Origin of the sequence: Pseudomonas saponiphila (assembly GCF_900105185.1) — a bacterium.
Lineage (GTDB): Bacteria > Pseudomonadota > Gammaproteobacteria > Pseudomonadales > Pseudomonadaceae > Aquipseudomonas > Aquipseudomonas saponiphila.
Genome location: NZ_FNTJ01000002.1, coordinates 1,203,153 through 1,222,969 on the forward strand (window position 1 = coordinate 1,203,153; position 19,817 = coordinate 1,222,969).

5 protein-coding genes are annotated in these 19,817 nt (G+C 66.9%); 1 reads left to right on the plus strand and 4 read right to left on the minus strand.

All coding sequences use genetic code 11. The features are described from left to right. Positions 1 to 121: 121 nt before the first annotated feature. Positions 122 to 2,107: a sensor histidine kinase gene (locus BLV47_RS27390; RefSeq protein ID WP_092319445.1), complete on the minus strand. Its 1,986-nt coding sequence runs from the start codon at positions 2,105 to 2,107 to the stop codon at positions 122 to 124. 179 nt (positions 2,108 to 2,286) lie between these two features. Here BLV47_RS27390 and BLV47_RS27395 point away from each other — a divergent pair, with 179 nt between their 5' ends. Further along, entirely contained in the window at positions 2,287 to 2,973 is a 687-nt protein-coding gene (locus tag BLV47_RS27395) for a response regulator transcription factor (protein ID WP_167365714.1), read from the plus strand. A gap of 6 nt (positions 2,974 to 2,979) precedes the next feature. Here BLV47_RS27395 and BLV47_RS27400 read toward each other — a convergent pair whose 3' ends face one another. The 3 genes from BLV47_RS27400 to BLV47_RS27410 all read right to left on the minus strand — a co-directional run bounded on the left by BLV47_RS27400 (position 2,980) and on the right by BLV47_RS27410 (position 19,588). Next, positions 2,980 to 3,663: a response regulator transcription factor gene (locus BLV47_RS27400; protein ID WP_092319449.1), complete on the minus strand. Its 684-nt coding sequence runs from the start codon at positions 3,661 to 3,663 to the stop codon at positions 2,980 to 2,982. 180 nt (positions 3,664 to 3,843) lie between these two features. Further along, positions 3,844 to 5,514, minus strand: a complete 1,671-nt coding sequence (locus BLV47_RS27405) for a ShlB/FhaC/HecB family hemolysin secretion/activation protein (RefSeq protein WP_167365715.1) — start codon at positions 5,512 to 5,514, stop codon at positions 3,844 to 3,846. Then, positions 5,501 to 19,588 carry a leukotoxin LktA family filamentous adhesin gene (locus BLV47_RS27410; RefSeq protein WP_167365716.1) on the minus strand — a complete coding sequence of 4,696 codons (14,088 nt, stop codon included), beginning with the start codon at positions 19,586 to 19,588 and terminating at the stop codon, positions 5,501 to 5,503. Before BLV47_RS27410 ends, BLV47_RS27405 begins: the two co-directional genes overlap by 14 nt. Positions 19,589 to 19,817 lie beyond the last annotated feature (229 nt).

Below are 19,817 nucleotides of genomic sequence, written 5' to 3' on the forward strand. Positions count from 1 at the left end.
CGCGAGCAAGCTCGCTCCTACAGGGCTGGGGTGAGTTCAAGGCACCTGGATACTTCCCGGGTGCCAGAGCTATCAAGTGCTTATGGTCGAGCCATCTCTACCAAGTGCATCAGGATCCTGATCAGGCCGGTTCCGGCAGGTGTAGATGGAAACAGATGGGGCTTTCGTGCCCACGGCTTTCCAGCACCAGGGTGCCGCCGTGCAATTCGCTGATGCGCTTGACCAGATAGAGGCCGAGCCCGGCGCCCGGCGAGTGCTGGGACTGGGTGCCGCGGAAGTATTTCTGGAACAGCAGCGGTGCCTGGTCGGCGGGAATCTCGGCCCCGGCGTTGAGTACTCGAAGCTGAATGCCTCGGGGGCCGTCGTCGACTTCTACCTGCACCGCGGTGTCGGCGGGGGCATGGCGGTCGGCGTTGGCCAGCAGGTTGCGCAAGGCCACGCGCAGCAAGCCAAAGTCGCAACTGATGTGGCTTCGCCCTGCCCGGTAGTGGAGTTGGATGCGCTCGGGCGGGAATTCGCCCATGCAGCCCTGGAGCAACGCCATCAGGTCATGTTCAGTGCGCCGCAACTCAATGGCGCCGTCCGTCATGCGGTCATGGTTGAGGTAGTCGTCCACCAGGGTCATCAGGCGCTTGGAGGCTTCGTGGATGTTCTGGCAGCGTCGTTCATTGCGTTCCGGTGGCCCCGCCAGGTTGCGGATCATCTGTTGCGCCGAGGTGCCGATGATCGCCAGCGGCGTGCGGAATTCGTGGGAAACCATGGCCACGAAGTCCCGTTGCTCCTCGCGGATCTGCTTTTCGTGGCGCAGCGACTCGCGCAGCTCTTGCTCCAGCAGTACGCGCTGGCGGATCTCGTTGCGCAGTTCGCGGGTGCGCAGAGCGATCCGCGATTCCAGATCGGCATTCTGATTCTGGATCAGCTGGGTGAAGGCATCTTCGGCGCGGCGGGTCTTTTCCTTGAGCCATCGGTAGTGAAGGATGATGCGCATGCTCATCAGCAGCATGTGCATCAGGGCCCCGATGGCCACGGCGTTATCGGTGAAGAAGGTGGCGGGCAGGTAACCCAGGTTGCGCAGGAAGCTGATGCCGATGCCCGCGTAGTAGATGCCGAACAGCAGCAGGAAGTAGCGCGCGGGCCGGTGGCCGGTGAACGTCAGCCACAGGGCAAAGCCGATGAAGAACGGGATGCTCAGCAACACGGTGATCTGGTGCAGGGGGGCGCCGATCTGATAGTGCCCGCTCAGCACCGCCAGGGCCGAGAGCAGGCCAATGACCAGGCTGCCCACGGTCAATATCCGCTGAAGTCTGCGATAGCCTTCGAGGCGCAGTTGGCGCATCGCGAAGATCACGCCCACCGGCAGGCTCAAGCCCAGCGCGCACCCCAGCAGCGTGTCGCTCAGCTCCATGGGCAGGCTCAATACCTGTTGCGGCAGACCCAGGGTCAGGCTTTCGATCCAGATGCAGAAACTGACGTATGCCAAGTACCAGCCACTTTCCGGAGCCCGGGTCATGCGCCAGAAAAAGCCGTGGAACAGGATCAGCACCAGATAGATACCGAAGTACAGGCCGTAGCCCAGGTACTCCATGGTGGTGGTTTCGGCGAACCGGTCCTGGGGCATCAGGCGCACGCCCACCGACATGGCGTTCTTGCTCTTGAGGCGCAGCAACAGGACGTGCGGTTGCTGGTCGGTCAGGGTCAGCGCGAACACCGGCGAGCGATAGTCTACCGGCCAGTTTTCGCGGCCCATGGCTTCGCCGCTGCGCATCTCCCTGGGTGTGCCGCTCATGTCGTACAGGGTGGCTTCGTCCAGCAGGGAGTTGCTGAGCATCAGCATCCAGTGCACCGGTGAGCTTGCGCCGGCTTGCACGTGCATGCGCAGCCAGACCACACCGGGAACGAAGCCCGCGCTGAGTGAGCCGGGCAGCGCGCGCCAGTCTGTCGAGGCCCGGGCGGCCTCGGCATCCAGCTGGCCTTGCGGATCGTCCAGGCGTTCAAGGAAACCGCGGGCGCTCAGGCTGCTGCTTTCCAGCATGAGGGGGGCGGCGGGGGCGGGGGCAGGGAATGCCGTTAGCAACAGACACAGCAGCAACAGGAGCGAATAGGGCATCAGTGGTGATCATGAGCAATGGACGGGAGTGGTTCTTCTGGCAGCCGAACTCCTTGCTCAGATTTGCTCAGTTCCGTTCTGGGCTATTTGCGTAGCATCGTGCTCATTGGTCTGACCTTGACGACTGCGCCGGCATGATAATCCCTAACGCATTTCCTTTCCCTCCTCTTGTATGCGCCATGCGCTTGATGGTCATTGAAGCGACGCCAGGAAGCCTCGGCAGCGCCGGCTCGGCCTGCTACTCGACGGCTCATCGGCTGTTCATGATCGACCGCTTGCACCTGCAGGATGTGGACATCGCGCTGTTCGCGCCGCACATCATCCTGCTGCAGGTGCTTGTGGAAGATGGCCTGGAGTTGGCCCTGATCAGGCGTATCCGCCGATTGTGGCCGGACATCGGGCTGATCCTGGTCACCGAGCCCACGCCTCTCAAGCAACACCTGCAGGGGTATGCGCTGGGCGCTGACTATTGTCTGGCAAGCCCGATCGTGGACGTTGAGCTCAAGGCGGTCAGCGGTGCCTTGATGCGGCGAGTGTCCATGCATATCGGCCCTGACGGCGATTGCTGGGTACTGGACGTACAGGACCGGCGACTGATTGCGCCAGACGGCAGGCAAGTGGAGCTCAGCCGCACCGAGTGCCGGGTGCTGCAATGCATGCAGCAGGCGCCGAAGAGCATCGCCAGCCGGCGCCAATTGGTGGAAGTCCTTGGCGAGGATTACCTGAGCTACGACGAACGCCGGCTGGAAGCCATCTTCAGTCGGTTGCGGCGCAAGATTAGCCTGTCCACCGGATTGCCGGCCCCCATCCTGTCGTTGCGCAATCAGGGCTACGCCTTCAGCGCCTCGCTGCTGCAGCACCGTTGAGCGCGTTCAGTCGATGATCGTCACGCGCTCGTAGAAACAGTAGCCACTGTTGCGCAGGGTCTTGATTGGCAGTTCCAGGTCGGTGGCCTGTTCGACCTTGCGCCGTAGCCGGCGCATCTGGGTATCGAGGCGGCGCTGATCGTAGCCGAGCCAGTCTTCGCCCAGCGCCTCGACGATCTGGCGCCGGCTGACATTGCTCCCGGCGCCGTTCATCAACGCTTGCAACACCAGGGTGTCCTGGTTGGACAGGCGCAACATCCGCTGGTTGGGGGCCCACAGCTCGCGTGGCCCGGTCGCCAGGCGCCAGGGTTGCGCCTCGCCTTGCAGGCCCAGGCGCCGCACCAGGGCGTTGATCACCGCCGCCAGTTCATCCAGGTCGCAGCCCTTGGTCAGGTAGTGATCGGCGCCGATGCGCAGCCCCAGCACTTTCTGCTCAATGGCTGCGCGCGCGGTGAAGGCGACAATGCCCAGGGTGCCGCCCTGTTGGCGCAATCCGAGGATCAGCTCCAGGCCATCGCCATCGGGGAGTCCGAGGTCGATCACCGCCAGGCTGTGGCGCTTTGCATCGAAGGTCCGGGTGAAGGCGGCGATATCGCCGACCAGGGTCACCCGATAGCCGCAATCGCCGAGAAACTCGGCCAGCTCCTCGGCAATCACGGGTTCGTCTTCGAGTAGGATCAGTTCAAGCATCGATTGGGCGCTGTGGTGGAAACGACAGGAAGATAAACACCACTCAAACCGCAAGAAAAAAGCCAGGAGAGGAGGGCGTGAAACGCCGGGCATTGTAGCGAAAAGGCTGCGCGGTTAGAACGACCGCCCCCCGGGGAGGGCGATCGGACAGGCGTTGCAAACCAGGTGCCCACGCTCATCTCAGAGGATCTTGTACACCAGTTGCAGGTTGATGTAGGACGAGTCCTGGTCGTTGCGGACCTTGGTCAACGGCACGCCCACCGTCAGCTCGCCACTGAGCCGCGAAGTGGCCTGCCAGTTGATGCCGGTGCCGACGCTGTCGAGCTTCTCGGGCTGACGGAACGACGAGTCGATGCGCCCGTAGTCGTAGAAGCCGAAGCCGGTCAGGGCCTGGGTGATGCGGTAGTTCGCCTGCAGGTTGGAGTACAGGCCGCCGTCGCCGGCCAACTCGCCCTGGCGGTAACCGCGCACGGTGGAAGCGCCGCCGATCTGGAACAGCTGGCTGGAAGGCACTCCTTCGCGTTTCGAGTACTGCCAGGCGCCGTTGGCATTGAGGAACCAGTCCGGGCCGAGCGCCTGATAGAGCTGCCAGTAGCCGACCCAGAGGCCGAAGTGGTCGCGGATCGGCGTGCCCTCGACTTCGCTGCGCGCATCCTGATAACCCAGGCTCACCCGCACCGAGCGGCCGGGTGCCAGGTACAGCGTGGTCAGGTCGGCCTGGGTGCTCTTGACCCGGTTTTCGTTGAGGAAGACATCGGAAATGTAGTTGCGGGTGCTCTGCTCGCTGTAGGTCAGTTGGCCGGTGAGCAGCCAGCTCTGGTTGCTCCACAGCGGGTGATTGATGAACAGCGAACCGTTCTTCGAGTCGCTGCGCGAATCCAGGCTGCTGAACGGTCCATAGATGACCTTCGCCCGGCTCTTGCCGATGCGCCCGCCGATGCGTCCGCCCAGGCTGTTGAAGGGCGCGTCGTAGGACAGCATGCCCATGCCCGAGCCTCGGGCGCCGGTGAGGAAGGCCGAGAACACGTCGTCACCGCCCAGGGCGCCGTAATGGCGGTACATCATGCCGCCGGTTTCTTCCCCGGTGGATTCATAGCCATTGTTGTTGGCGAACAATTCGAGGCTGTTCTGCGGCGGCTCGTTGACGTTCACATAGACATCGGTCAGGCCATAGCCCTTGCCGGGCTGCAACGAAGCCGAGAGGTTGCCCGAGCTCAGGCGGTTGAAGCGCGACAGCTCGGCTTCCAGGCGCTTGGGGTCGACCAGCTCGCCGGGCTTGATGTCCAGGCGCTGGCGCACGAAGTCCTGTTTCATGTAGCCGTTGCCTTCCAGGACCAGCTCGCCTACCCGGCCCTCCACCAGTTGAATGCGCACGCGACCGCCTTCGATGCGTTGCGCCGGCAGGATGGCCCGCGCGGTGGCGTAGCCCTTCTGGTCATAGAGCCGGTTCACCGCCGAAATCAGCTGCTGCAGCTCGCTGAAGCCGACCTTGTGCCCCAGGTACGGCTGGACCAGTGCCTGCAGCTGGGCGCTGTCGAGAATCGCCGTTTCACTGAACACCACGGTGACGAGCTCGAAGTTGAGGCTGGCGTTCTCCGGCAGTTTCTGGTCGCCCACCAAGGGCACGGTCAGTGCCGGAGTGTTGTCTTGCGGCGCAGTGTCCTGGCGCTCCAGGGCCCGTTGTGGCTGGCGCAGCAGTTCGGAGCTGATGGCGCCCGGCAAGGCGCCGGACGGCAGTGATTCAGCGTTGGCCAAGAGCGAGAACATCAGGCCGGCGGTGCCGAGCAGAAATGGCAGCCTGAAGGCGGTGGCGCTCAGGCCACCGCGCTGCTGAAGGTTAGATCGAGTCATCGTTGCTCTGATTGCTGAGGTTGACCGCCCGTGGGGCGATGGAAAGTTCTTGGGCCGGTTGCAGCACCGGGTACACCGGATGCGCCGCCGAGAAGGCCGGCATGGTTTGCCCGCCATGGCTGTTGCGCCAGTCGGCGCTGAAGTGCGGACGAGCCAGGTCGAAGGCGGCGTAGCCGTTGGTGACCAGGTTGCGGGTGAACACGCCACGGGCCGAGTCGAACCACATCGGTGCGCGGGAGCCGGTGGCGCCGCGGGTTTCCAGGTCGAGGCTGAAGCCCTTCCAGGGGATGTAGTACTGGAAGTCGCTGGCATAGCGCAGCGCCGGGGTGGTGTTGTCCATCAGCGCGGTCACATAGCCGGTGCTCAGTTTCATTTCCTCACCGATGTAGCCGTTGAGGATGTTGAAGCGCTCGGCATTGGAGCGGATGTTGGCCACCCGCGCCGCCAGTTGCTCGGCGCGTACATACGGGGCATTGCTGATGCCCAGGTCGATGCGGTCGGCGACCCCGCCTTGCAGGTTGCTGGCCCACAGGCGCAACGGCGTGGCCTGGACGGTCTGGGTGACCTGGCCGCGAATGCTCTGGGCCCGCAGTTCCAGATCGCGGGCGACACGCACGTCGGCCAGGTCCAGATCGGTGGTGCCGAGCACGCCGTCGCCGTCGCCAATTACCCGGACCGAGCCGGTCAGGGCATGCACCTGGTCGGCATGGGCCTCGCGCAGCAGGTGCAGGTTGACGTCGCCCACCGGGGTCCGGGCGTTGAAGCGGCCGGTGTCCAGGCGCACGGCCGTCGCCGCCTCGCCCACGCCGGTCGCCGCCACCAGGTCGACCTGGCCGTCGGCCTCGTCGGTGGTGCGGATCAGCGAGTCCTTGTCGTCCATGCGGATCGCGCCGGCAGCGGCGGTCAGGCCCACGCGGCCGTCGAGCACGCTGTTGCTCATCACCAGGTCTTTCTGGGTGGCGAGGATGTTCGCGCCCAGGCCGAACAGCCCCAGCGCGCCTTGCTGCTGCACCACCTGGAACGGATTGGCGGCGGTGCCGATGTAGCCCGAGGTCTTGCCGTTGGCGTCCACCGCGCGCAGGTTGACCAGGCCACCGTCGAAGGTGGCGTGGTCGCCCAGGGAGCTGAAGTTGCCGTGGTTGGCCACCAGGTTGGTTTCGCCCTTCACGTCGATCTTGCCCACCACCACGTTGCCGTTGAGCACCACCACGTTGGCGGTGCCCGGGGCCACCAGGCGGTACACGGTGACCGGGTCGTTGCCGCGGTTGGTGACCTGGATCGGGTTGTCCGGCGAGCCGATGTTGCGCCCGGCGTCGATGTACAGGCCGCCGGTGACCGCACCGGCCACGCCCGTGGCGGTCTGGTTGATCACGTCACGGCCGGCGTAGACGTACAGGGTGCCACCGACGGTGATGTCCTTGAGGATCACGTCCTGGGAGGTGCCGACGTGGTAGTCGCCCTTGGCGTCGATCACCACCGGGTCCTTGGCTTCCACCACCAGGTCATAGCGCGGACGCAGGGTCACGCGCACCGTGTCGCCGTCCACCTGCTCGGCCTGCAGGGTGCCGGGCTTGGCTTCGGCCAGCAGGGCCATCAGCTGGCTGGAGTTGTAGCTGTTGCCCTGTGACGAGGACAGTTGGGTGACGACGGGCAGGTAGCCGTCGGTGCGCTTGAGGGTGAACACCAGGGTCTCCGGGTCCGGCAACGGCTGGGTCGGGTCGTTGTTCAGGCGGATCGAGCCTTGGGTGGCGGCGACGTTGGGTAGCGCACCGGTTGAAGGCCGCTCCCCGGCCACGGCACCGGCGTTGATCACCGTGCCCAGCATGCTCTTGTCCCATACCGCGCCATGGGTCATCTGCGTATAGAGCGCGGACTGGCTGTCCAGGGTGTACTGGAAGTTGCTGTCGCGGGTTTTCAGCAGCCCCTGGTCGAAGCCCGGCGTGCCGGCCAGGAAGCTCTTGGCTTCCTGGTAGCGGGCCTTGATCGCCGTGTTGATCTCGGCGTCGGTCGGGGCGCGGCCGAGGCTTGCGGCCACCTGCTCGCGATACAGGCCCAGGCCCTTCTGGCTCAGGCTGAAGGCGCTGTCGGGCTGGTTGGCCAGATCGCGGATCGACCAGTAGTCGCCGTAGTAGCGCACCACCAGATTCTGGTAGCCGTTGATGGTGCTCTTGGCGTTGTCGGCGTTGGTCAGGCCCAAGGCCTCCCACTCCTTGATCTTCTCTTGCAGCTTGGCGTCCTGGGTTTCGCCCTTGGGCGCGGCGCCGATGATCTGGCCACTTGGGGTGTTGAGCTCGACATTGCCGAACAGCGACTCGATGAAGCCGACCTTCATGTGGCCGCTGGCCTGGGTCAGGGTCACGCTGCCGGGGGCCGAGGCGTTGATCTCGTTGCTCTGGGTCACCAGCGGCCGGTTGACCCCGCCGATGGAACTGCCCGAGCCCGAATGCAGGTTGAGCACGTCGCCGGCGATGGCCACGCCATTGCTGTCGGCATGCTGGTAGATGCCGCCCACGGCGTTGATGGTGACATCGCCGGTGGTCTGGATCGACTTGGCGTAGACGTCGCCGCTGCTGTTGAGGAACACATCGCCCTGGCTGCGGGCGCTGACCGAGGCGCCGGCCACGCGGGAGTCGATGATGTTCAGGCCCTGGGTGGCGCTGCCGATGCCCTGGGAAGCGTTGAGCTGCAGATCCTTGCCCTGCAGCGAACCGCCGGCCTGCAGCAGCGAGCCGCCCTTGACGTCGAAGGTGCTGGTGCCGACGTTGTTGCGGATATCGCCGCCGAGCATGACGTTGGAGGTGGAGTCCACCCGCAGCCGCGACTCGCTGTTGCCGACGAAGCGGATCGGGATGGCGTAGTCGGCCTTCACGCTGTTGGTCAGGTCCAGCTTGATGTCGGTGGCCAGGTTGAACTCGGTGCCGTTGACGAAGCCGCCCCAGTCGTTGTTGCCATCGCTGGTGACGGTGACCTTGGTGTAGCCGATCTTGCCATCGGCCCACTGCATGAAGGCTTTGTCGTCGCCCGTGGCGTCGCGCACTACCACCTTGCCGTCGCCCACGTGGTAGGAGGAGCCGTCGGAGTTGGAGATGGTGCTCACCCACTGGCCGAGCTTCTCGTCCATGTCGGTGGTGTCGCCGGACACCGAGGTGGCGCCGCTGTAATCGCGGGTCAGGTGGTACTCGTGGGTCCACTCGTAGCGCGCGCCGGTCTGTGGCTTGTAGCTGAATTCGCGGCCGATGGTGCTGTCGAGCAGGGCGCTGCCCAGGCCACTGGCGCCGTTGGCGTCGTTGTAGACCGCAACGCTGTTCTGCCCCGCCTGGTTCACGTACCACCAGGTCTGCGCACGGCCGTCGCCCCAGGACTTCAGGGTGTCGGTGATGCGCACCACGCTCTGCCCGCCATTGCCCAGGTCGATGTCGGTGAGGCGCAGGTCGTAGCCAGTGCTGTTGTTGATCTGCACGTCGCCGTAGCCTGAGTTGACGCGGATGTTGCCCAGCACGTTGGTGTTGATGATGTTGCCGGTCAGCGATACCGAGCCGCCGCCGGCGGCGTCGATGCGCTGCACCTGGATGCGGTGGTTGTTGGAGTCCCAATAGACCATTGGCACCTCGTCGCTGCCGTCGATGGCCGCGACGCTGTTCAGGCGCACCAGGCCGTTGCCCGAGGCGATGCTGCCGATTTCGTTGGCCACCGCGCCGTTGAGGTTCAGCGACCAGTCGGTGCGGCTGCCGACTTCGATTCCGGCGTTGATGTTGATGTTCTTGGCGTTGATCGCCAGGGCTCCGCCCACGCGCATCGCGCTTTGCGACGAACCGCCGGTGTCGGACTGGCTCAGCGCCGCGTTGTTGCGCGTGGCCAGGGTGTTGAGGCCGACGTAGGTCCAGTCCCACACGCCGGTCGTGCAGCTCCAGAGCACACACGACAGGTCGTCCGCGTCCTGGTTGCCGGTATAGACGAACTTGCCGTCCTTGAGGCTCACCCGGTCAGCGGTGTTGGTGTTGTCGTTCTCCCAGTAGTCCCGCACGATGCCGCCGACGATGACCTGCTGGTCCTTGCCGTCGCCACGGCCGAACTTGCGGATCAGGAAATCGGTGAATTCCTTCTGGTCGCTGTACTTGCGCGAGCCGTCCGGATTGGTGTTGTAGACCGCGTTGGCGGTGTACTCGGCGATGGCATCGGGAATCGAGCGGCCGTTGAGCAGCCCGAGCACTTCCGGCGACAGGCCCTTGATGATGTTGGCCCACTCGGCCTGCACCGAGGCCAGGTTCCAGTTGCGCCCTGGCAGGTTCACGAACAGGTCGCCGTTGGGCACGTTCATGCTCAGCTGGTAGCTCTCGATGGTGGCGAACTGCGAGACGTTGCCCGAGGTGTTGCTCAGCGCGGTGTTGCCCTTGAGGTTCTGGATATCCCCCAGCACCAGGATCCCCGGCGCCGGGCTGGTGTTGCCCGCCAACTGGGTGTCGTAGGTGTTCTGAATGACGATCGAAGGCACGCTCGGGCGCTGGTTGGCGTCATAGAAGTCGGACTGCGAGCGGCCCACTTCGGTCAAGCGGGCACCGCTGGCGTTGAGCTTGGCCGCGCCAGTGGAGGTGATGCTGCCGGTGCCGGCCGCGGACACCAGGATGCCGTTGGTCACCAGGTAGTCGTCCGAGCTGTTGTGGATCACCACCGTGGGCGCGCCGTAGGCGGTCAGTTCGGCTCCGGATTGCTGGATGCGGTCGGCGCCGACGCGGATGTCGCCGGCCCCGGCGATCAGGTCGTTGACGATCAGGCTGTCCACCGTGGTGTTGCCGTCGGCGCCGGCCCCCAGGGACTTGGCGGTGCTGGCGCGCATCTGGGTGTAGAGGGCGATCTGTTCGCTGAGCCGCGCGTGGTCGCTGGAGCCAGGAGTCAGCCCGGCCAGTTGCTGGTTGAGCTGGGCCAGGGTGGCGTCGATCTGCGCCAGCGGACGGAACGCATTGGCGCTGCCGGCCTTGGACACGCTGTAGGTCAGGTCGCCCAGGGAGGACACCACGCGGGCGGCCTGGCCGTCCCAGTAGAGTTCCTGGCGGTTACCGACACCGGCGATGACCTCGGTGTCGGCCAGGTTCAGGTTGGCCAGCTGGTTGACCTTGTTGGAGCGCACTGTCTGCTCGCTGGAGAACAGCGACAGGTACGGGTTCTTGCCGGTGCCGCTGCCATCGGCGCTGACCTTGCCGTTGGTGGCGGTGAGGTCGACGTTGCGCACCGAGCGCAAGCGGTCGTTGCGGCCGAAGATCAGGTCGTTGGTGGTGCTGGCGGTGGCGTCCACCCCGAGCTTGGCGGTGATCGGTATCAGGGTGTTGTTCACCACCAGGGTACTGGCCTTGGCGCGGATGTCGTTGGACTGGTTGCCGTCGGCGCTCTGGCCCGCGCGCAGGCCGAGGTTGCCATAGCCCAGCAGGTCGGCATTGGCGCCGAAGCGGATCATCTGCGCGGCGTTCAGGTCGATCTTCGAGTTGCCGCCGCCGGCGCCCACCAGGCCGAACACGTCCACGCGAGCGTCGGTGCTGGCGCGGGTGTCGCTGTAGGCGCCGACCTGGAGCAGGCCGCTGCTGCGCAGGTTGGCGTCGTCGCCCACCAGCACCTGGTTGTTCACCGTGACCTTCATGTCGGTGCCGGCGTAGGGCGCGGCGATGGCGCCACCGGCCTTGAGCTTGCCGACGTCGGCCACGCGCATGGTGTTGTGCGCGTTCATGCGCAGGTGGCCCTTCTCCACGTCCAGCACGCTGCCGTTGGTGGCCAGGCCGACGTTGTTGCCCAGCAGGATGCGGCTGCTGTCGCTGATGCTGTTGTCCACCAGCACCGCGCTGCCGGTGAGCACGCCGCCGGAACCGGAATAGGCGTTGGCGCCGCCCTGGGTGATGTTGTGGGCCTCGACATCGAGGCCGTCACGGGCGGCCAGGCGCGCGCCGTCGCCGAACTGCACCTGGGTGTCGGCGCCCAGGGAAAGGTCGATGAAGGTGCCGGAGGCGCCCACCGCCGCTGCTTGCAGCGAGTCGCTGTCGGCGTCGTAGTCGAGTTGGTGTTCGGCCTTGACGTTGGCCTTGGCGCTTTGCAGGCGGGTGCTGCCGAGCACGTCCACCGCGGTGTGGCTGGCGGCGTTCAGGTCGAGGGTAGAGGCGCTGCCGGCAATCAAGCCGCCGCTGCCGGCCACGGCATCGCCGGTGATGCCGTTGCTGCCGGTGGCGGACAGGTCGAGGGTGCCGCCCACCTGACCGCTGGCGCCGAAGCGCACGCGCTGGGTGGCGTCGATGTCGGCCTTGCCGATGTTGGCCCCCATGGCCAGGGCTCCGCCCACGGCGATGCCGGTGGAGTCGGTCTTGACCCGGGTGGTGTCGCTGGCTTTCACCGCCGCATCGCCGGTGATCGTCAACTGGCTGCCTGCGCCGACCTGGGCCAGGACGTCGGTGTTCAGGTCGGAGGTGGCCACGGTGGCGTTGATTCCGACCAGGGCACCACCGGTGGCGCCGGTGGCCTTGGCTTCGGCGCTCTGGTCGCGGCTGCGCTGAGCGTTGGCGTTCACCTCCAGCGAGCCGGCGCCGATGTTCACGGCGCCGGTGCCGGCTTCGATCGTGTTGTTGACCTTGGCGGTGGCGACACTGGCGCCGATGGCGCCGCTGCCGATGCTCGCGCCAAAGGCCAGGGCGCGGGTCATCGGGTCGGTGCTGGCACGGATGCCGACGCCATTGCGGGCCAGCAGCAGGCTGCCGTCGCCAGCCCAGGCGCGGGCCTTGGTGGTATCGCTGGCGGTGGCGACCACCGCGTTGCCGGCGAGGATGCCGCCACTGGCGCCTATCGCCTCGGCGTTGTTGGTGGAGCGCGCGGTGGCGTCGACGGCCACGCTGCCCGCGTTCACCTGAACGTTCTTGCCCAGCAGGGCCTGGGCCTGGCCGGAGCTGCTGGTGGTGGCGATGCTGGCGCCGACCGCTGCGCCGCCGACGGCGACGCCAACGGTCTCGGACTTCAACGCATGATCGAGCCGCGCGCCGACCTGCAGCGCGCCACCGCTGGTGATCTTCGCTCCGTCGAGTACCTGGGCGGTGGTGCTGCTGGTCTTCTCGCTGACCGCCACGGCGGCCCCGAGCCCGACCAGGCCACCGCCGCCGGCCTGGGCCTTGGCTTGGGTGGTGCCGCCCTGGCCGTCCTCGGCCTGGATGCTGAGGTTGCCACCGGCCTTGGCCACGCCGCCCAACTCGGCCAGGCTGCGGTCGCCGACGTTGATCACCGCCACCCCGGCCCCGGCCCCGACGGCACCGGCGGCCACCCCGGCGGCCTCGCTGGCGGCATCGGTGGTGTTGCGGGCGCTGACGCTGAGGTTGCGGCCGGCGTCGAGGGTGGCATTGCCCACCCGTGCCGCCGCGGAGTACTGGGTGGTGTCGGGGCTGGCGAGGAAGGTGTCGTTGGGGTTGACGCCCTGCTGCCGCGCATTGAGGTCAGACTGCAATTGCGAGGCGCCGGAGAAGTTATTGCCCATCTGCCCGTTGAGGCCGGAATTGCGCCCGACCTGCTGGGCATTGGCCAGGCTGCTGTCCAGGCTGCCGGTGGCGTTGGCGGAGGCTCCCGCGGCGACGCTGACCACCGAGACCCCAGCGCCGGCGCCAACGTAACCGCCTCCAGCGGCGGCGATGGAGGTGGAGTCGATGTCGCGCTTGTTCTCGGCGCTGACGCTGAGGTCGCGGTCGGCGTTGACCACCGCGCCGTCGCCGATGCTGGCCACGGCGCCGCTGCGCACCACTTGCACGTCGGCGCCAGCGCCCACTCCGGCGACCCCGCCGGCGGCCAGGGTGCCCAGGGTACTGGTGGTGTCGAGGCTGTCCCGGGCATGGACGCGCACGTCCTGCTGGGCGCCATCCTGGCGGGTGTTGACCTGGGAACCGGCGCCGATGCCGGCCAGGGTGTGGCCGGTGGAGGTGAGCACGTTGACCGTGCCGGCTACGCCGGCGGTGCCGCCACCAGCCCCGGTGAAGGCCACCACGTCGATGTCCTGGGCGGCCTGGGCGTCGACCTGGGTCAGGCCGGCGGCGTCCAGGCGGGTGTTGCCGCTGGTGCCGGCTTCGGTGCGCTGCTTGAGGTCGGTGACCACCACGGTGGCCCCCACCCCGGCCACGCCACCGCCGGCCACGCCGCCGGCGATGATGTTCAGGTCGTTGTTGGCGTCGGCGCTGATCGCGATGCCGGCGCCCTGGCTGTGCAGACTTGCGCCCTGGACGCTGCTGCGCACGGCACCGTCCAGGGTGGTGACGGCCACCGAGCCGTTGACCCCGGCGCTGCCGCCGATGGCGGCGCCGACCACCACGGCATCCAGGTCGTGGGTGGCGCGGGCGTTGACGCCGATGTCGCCCTGGGCGGTCAGGTTGGCGGCGCTGACGCGAGCCTGGGTGTCGTGATCGAGGGTGTTGGTGGTCACCGAGGCGCCTACACCGGCAGAACCGCCGCCCGCGCCCGCACCATTGCCGGTGGTGACGCGGGTGTGGTGATAGGCGCCGACCTGGGTGGCGGCCTGGCTGGTCACACTGGCGTCGTCGATGGCGGCGAGGGTGGCGCCGCCGGCATGGTTGACGGTGACCGCGCCGGAGACGCCAACGTTGGAGCCGCCGCCGACGCTGGCGGCCACGGTGTTGATTTCGTCGGTGCTGCTGGCGACCACGCCAACGCCGTTCAGCGCGCTCTGCTGGGTACGGTCGCGCAGGTCATGGCTGGTGTTGCTGTCGAGCTGGCCGTTGTCCACTTGTACGGCAGCGCCCTGGCCCTTGGGTGAGAGCTGGGTGCCTGTGCCGCTGACGCGGGCAGTGGTGGTGCCGTCGAGCTGGTTGACCGCCACGGCGCCGGCCAGGCCCACGCCACCCATGCCCACGCCCAGGGCGCCGGCCACGGTTTCGATGTCGCTGTCGGAGCGGGCGCTGAGCAACAGGCTGCCGTCGGTGCTGGCCTTCACGCCGCCAGCCAGCTCGGCCAGGGTGCTGCCACCGGCCATGTTGACCGCGACCGAGCCGGCCACGCCGCTGCTGCTGCCGCTGACGCCGGCCCCGGCGGCCAGGGTCTGCAGTTGCTGGTTGCGCAGGGCGCTGACCCGCAGCAGTTCGCCGGCCTGCAGGACGCCACCGTTGGCGCCGGCATAGACCCCGCCGAGGATCTTGTTGTACGAGCCGGCCAGGCCGATGCCTGCCCCTTGGCCACCGTAGGCCAGGGCGCCGGTGAGGCTGCGGATGCGCGAAGCATCCTGGGCGTCGATGGACAGCGCGCCACGGCTGACCAGGGTGCTGTCCTGGCTGCGCGCGCGGGTCTGGTTGTCGATGGTGTTGATGGCCACCGAGCCGGCCACGGCGTTGGACTGTGCCGCCACCGCGCCGCCGGCCACCAGGGCATTGATGTCGCCGTCCTGGCGCGCCTTGAGCTGGGCGCTGGCGGCCTGCACGTTGCTGTTGAGCAGTTCGGCGGTGACCCGGTCGCTGATGGTGTTGTAGCCGAAGCTGGCACCGATGGCGCCGCCACGGCCGATGGCCGCCGAGCCGCTGGCGTTCCAGATGGTGCTGGCGTTGTGGGCGTCGAGGTTGAGGCCGCCGCCGAGCACCAGGCCCTGGCTGCCGCTGATGGCGGCGCGTGTGTCGTGGTCCAGCTCGTTGATGGAGACGGCGCCATCGAAGGCGTACTTGTTGGAGTAGCCCATGGCTGCCGCCACCGACACCAGGTCGGAAGTGTTGCTGGCGCTGACGTCCAGGCCACCGTTGCTGTGCAGGCCGCGCAGGTTCTCCACCTCGGCCTCGGTGCTGCCCTTGATGTGGTTGATCGACAGGCCCGCGCCGACCCCGGCCTTGCCGCCGTAGGTCACGGCGCCGGCCACGGCGTGCAGGGTGGAGTCGTCGCTGGCGTGGACGCTGACGCCGTCGGTGGCGCTGATGTCGCCATCGGCCAGGCGTGCGTGGGTGGTGGCATCGATGCTGTTGACGCTGACCGAGCCGGCCACCTGGTAGCTGGAGGCCGCGGCGCTGGCGGCGACCCCGGCGGAAATCGACAGTGCGCTGCTGTCGTTCTCGGCGCCGACGTCGAGGCGGCGGCTGGTGACGTGGCCCGTGGCGGCCAGTTCGGCCTTGATGCGCGAGTCCACGGTGTTCTGGGTATAGGCGCCGGCCAGGCCGACGCCGTTGCCGGTGTTGCGCGAAACGGCAGCGCCACCGGCGATGGCGTGCATCGCGGTGGCGTCGCCGGCCTGTACGTTGACGGCGCCGGCCGTCAGGTCCAGGTCGTCGGTGATCCGGGCGCTGACGAGGTTGTCGACGTTATTGACCGCCGCGGAGCCGGAGATATTGACGCCGAACGCGCCGCTGCCGTCGCGGGCCTGGGGCTGGCCAGGCTTGGCTGGGGCGGGTGGGGCGGTGAGGGCCACGGACAGGGCGTAGTTGCCAATGCGCCCGTCGGCATTGGCCTTGACGTTGAGGTCGCCGTCGGCGCGGGTGCTGCCGGTGGCCAGGTGGGTGTCGCGGCTGCCCAGCCAGGCCTCGGTGGTGCGATCGATGTCGTGCACGCCGGTGGCGACGCCCGCGGCACGGGTGGTGGAACTGACCACGCCACCGGTGATGGTCAGGGCGTCGGTTTCGTCATGGGCGCTGATGTCGATATTGCCGTTGCCGCCGTTGGCACGGGTCAGGTCGAGGTGCGCGCCGTCGTCGATGCCGGCGCGGGTGGTGTTGTTCATCCCGGTCACCGACACCGAGCCGCTGAGGGCGTTGGAGCCGTTGCTGGTGCCGGCGACCGCATAGTTGATCAGGTCGATGTTGTTGACGGCCTGGACCTTGAGGTCATTGGCGTGCAGGTCCACGGCGCCGACGGTGGCTTCGGCGGTGTGGGTGTAGTGGCCGACGATCACGCCCGCGCCAAGGCCGTTCTTGGCGCCGGAACTGTTGAACACCGCCGGGTCGGCGGCGACGTTGACCATCTGCGATTCGCTGCGGGCCTGGATGTCGACGTTTTGCTGCTGGCCGCGGTAGGCGGCGTCCTGGTTGATGCGCACGCCGTCGGCGACATTGACCTTGGCGGACAGGCCGACATCGTTGATGTCGACCATGCCGCTCAGGGCATTGCCGCTGTCCTGGGCCTTTTCGCCGGAGACGGCGGCGGTGGCGTTGACCCAGGTGCTGAACAGTTGGTTGCCCGAGCCTACGGTACGCACGAAGTCGTCGATATTGTCGCTGCCAAAGCCTTTGATCAGGTTGGACAGCTGGCTCTGGTCGAGCCACGGCAGGCTGGCCTTGGAGCTCAGGGTCAGGGCCTTGAGCGCGTCCAGTTCAGCGCCCGGGCGCACGTTGAGCACGGCGGTGTTGTTCTGGGTGCTGATCAGGATGGCCACCGAGGCGGCGTTTTCCTTGCCGGTGCTTTCGGTGTCGAAGCTGAAGGGCTTGGACGCCGCCTTCTTGTCGGAAATGGTGGTGGCGACGCTGGAGTTCAGGGCATCGGTCACCTGGGCGCTGAGGGTGGCGTCGGCGCCGGCCTTGACCTTGGCCTGGCTGCCCACGTCGAGGCTGGCGTTGTTGTCGTGGTCGATGTAGGCCACGGCACCGGCCACGCCGAGTTTCTTGAGGAAGCCTTCGGTGTTCTCGTCCTTGTTCTGTTCGCCGGCCTTGTCGGTGGTCTTGCCGATGAAGGACTTCATGCCGTCCACCAGCTTGCCCACCGCGTCGCTCTGCATCTTGGCGACGCGGGTGCCGAGGGTGTCGCCGAGCAACACGCTGGCGCTGTGCTGGTTCTGCTGGGTGTTGAGGGTGGCCGAGAGCGTGGCGTTCTTGCCGGCCTCCAGGGTGCCGTTGAAGGTGTTGCGCGCGTCCAGGTCGGAGAGGGCCACCAGTACCGCGATGCCCACCGCGCCTTCGCTGTCGCCGGCAATCGCGGCAACTTTGTAGGACTTGTTCTGCTCGGCCTGCACGCTGGCGTTGCCCGCGGCCTTGATCAGGCTGCCGGCACCGACCCGGGTATCGGCCGTGCCATCGGCGTAGGACACGTTGGCGGTGAGGGTCACGGGCAGCTTGGAGGACACCTTCATCGCCTTGACGCTGGTGTCGACGGTGGTGTCGGACTGGCTCTTGAGGCTGACGTTGCCGGTCTGGGATTCGATGTGGGCGCCCTGGCCGACGTTCAGCGCGGCGTCGGTGCTGGTGACCGCCACCACGGCGCCGACGTGCAGCCCCCGGACCTGGGCCGTGGCGTTGGTGGCGGCGTGAGCGGCAATGTTCACGTCGCCGCTGCCGATGATCTGCGCCTGATCGCCGATGCTCACCTTGGACTGGGCGTCCAGCACCTGCACGCCCGCCAGCAGGCCATTGCTCACCAGGGTGTTGATCAGCCCTTCGAAGAAGCCTTTTTGCCCCGCAGCGGCCTGGTCCGGGGTGATTGCCCCGGACTTGAGCAGCGCCTCGCGCTGGGTCGCCATCTGCTGGTCGGTGAGCACCTGGGCGATCGGGTTGCCGTCGGCGTCGTAGGCGTTGTAGAGACCTTTCTCGGAGAGGCTGTCGGTCAGCGCGGTGGAGGATTCGGCGCTGATGCTGACTTTGCGGCCCCGCACCTCGACGCCCTTGCCCAGGGTGATTTCGGTCTTGTTGCTGCCGACCCCGACCTGGATCCCCGGGGTGATCAGCGCGCCTTCGGTGGCGCTGGCCTTGAGGCTGATGTCGCCCGCCTGATAGGCGCTGGTGTTGGTCTGGGCATACAGCTTGGCGTTGTCGCCCAGGACAATGCTTGGCGCTTCGAGGCTGATGTTGCCGGAGTTGCCGATGGAGACGGCATCACGGTGCTCGTCCTGGCTGGCGTTCTGATAGTTGGCGATGTTGCGGGTCGAGACCATCACGCCGTTGGCCAGGTTGATCTGCTTCGAGGCTTGCAGGGTGTAGTTGGCCCCGCCCAGGCGCTGGTCCTGGGTGACGTTGATTTCTTCCGGATCGATCAGCACCTGGCCGGCCTTGCCGCCCTGGCCCGCGCTGGCTTCCAGGCTACCGGCCCAGGTCACGCGCTTGTCCGCCGAAAGCTCCACCGAGCCGCCGTCGCCGCTGCGACCGGCGTTGGCGGCGACGGTTGCGCCCTTGGCCAGGGTGGTTTGCTCCTTGGCCTTGACCTGCACCTTGCCGCCATCGGAATGCTCGCCCTGGCCGGACGCCGAGATGCGTGCGCCCTGGCCGATGACGATGTCGCGACCGGCGTGGATTTCCACCTCGCCGGCCTTGTGACCACTGCTGCCGTCGGCGATCACCCGGCCGTCCACCTTGACGTCCTGGGCCGCGACGATACGGATCTCGCCCTGGACCTCGACCATGGCGGCGCCGCTGTCCAGGCCACCGATGTTCACCAGTTGCTCGATGCGTGGCGTGGCCGGTTGCGCGCTGTTGAGGCTGGCCCCGGCGGCAATCTCGACATCATGGCCCTGCAGCTTGATGGCGCCGCGGGCATTGACCTGCCCGCGTACGGACACCAGGCCGCTTTCGGACAATGGCAGGTTCCCCGCCTTGAGCTGCGCCACGGCCTGCTCGTCGATCCGCCCATCAGCCCCCAGCAGGCGCTCCAGCGCCGCGTTGTTGGGCGTGCTGACGTTGAGGGAGCCAACGTTGATCGCGCCCTTCTCGCCGACCACCATGCCGTGGGGGTTGGCGAAGTAGATATCGCCACCGATCTGACCGTTCTTGTAGCCGTTGAGGATGCCGTTGATTTCAGTGCGCTGGTCGCGAACGATGTTGATCAGCGCGTTGGCCGAATCGGGCACATAGAGGTTGGCGGTTTCGCCACTGCCCACGTTGAAGCGAGAGAAAGAGTTGAAACCGTTGCCGCCCTGGATGGTGCTGGTGCGGATGTCCGTCACCTGGCCGTTCTGCACCACGCTGGTCGCCGTCCTGCCATCCGTGACAATGTCCTGGGCATAGACCCCGGGACTGCTCAGGATCGCCCCCAGGGCCAGCAAGCCGGCACTGCTGGCGGTCTTGCTGGACTTGGTCTTGCCTTGGCTGGTGGTGTGTTCACCGACGACTTGCCAGACACCTTTGGCGTGGTTCCAGATGGTGCGATAAACGTGATTCATCCGCGCAGTCCTTGGGGGCATGGGCGTCCTGGCGTCCGAGCACGAAAAGGCGTACTGGAGACCCACGGGGCCAGCTAGAGGTAAAGGTTTGGCGCGAGTATAGGGACGGGAAAAAAGTCAGAACTGAGCAATGCTGACAATTGGCCATTACTTGGTTTTGTCACAATGGCGCCTTTGTTTGCGGCGCCTGGCGGGGGTAAACGCGCTGCTGAGAACGGTGTAGTGGCGA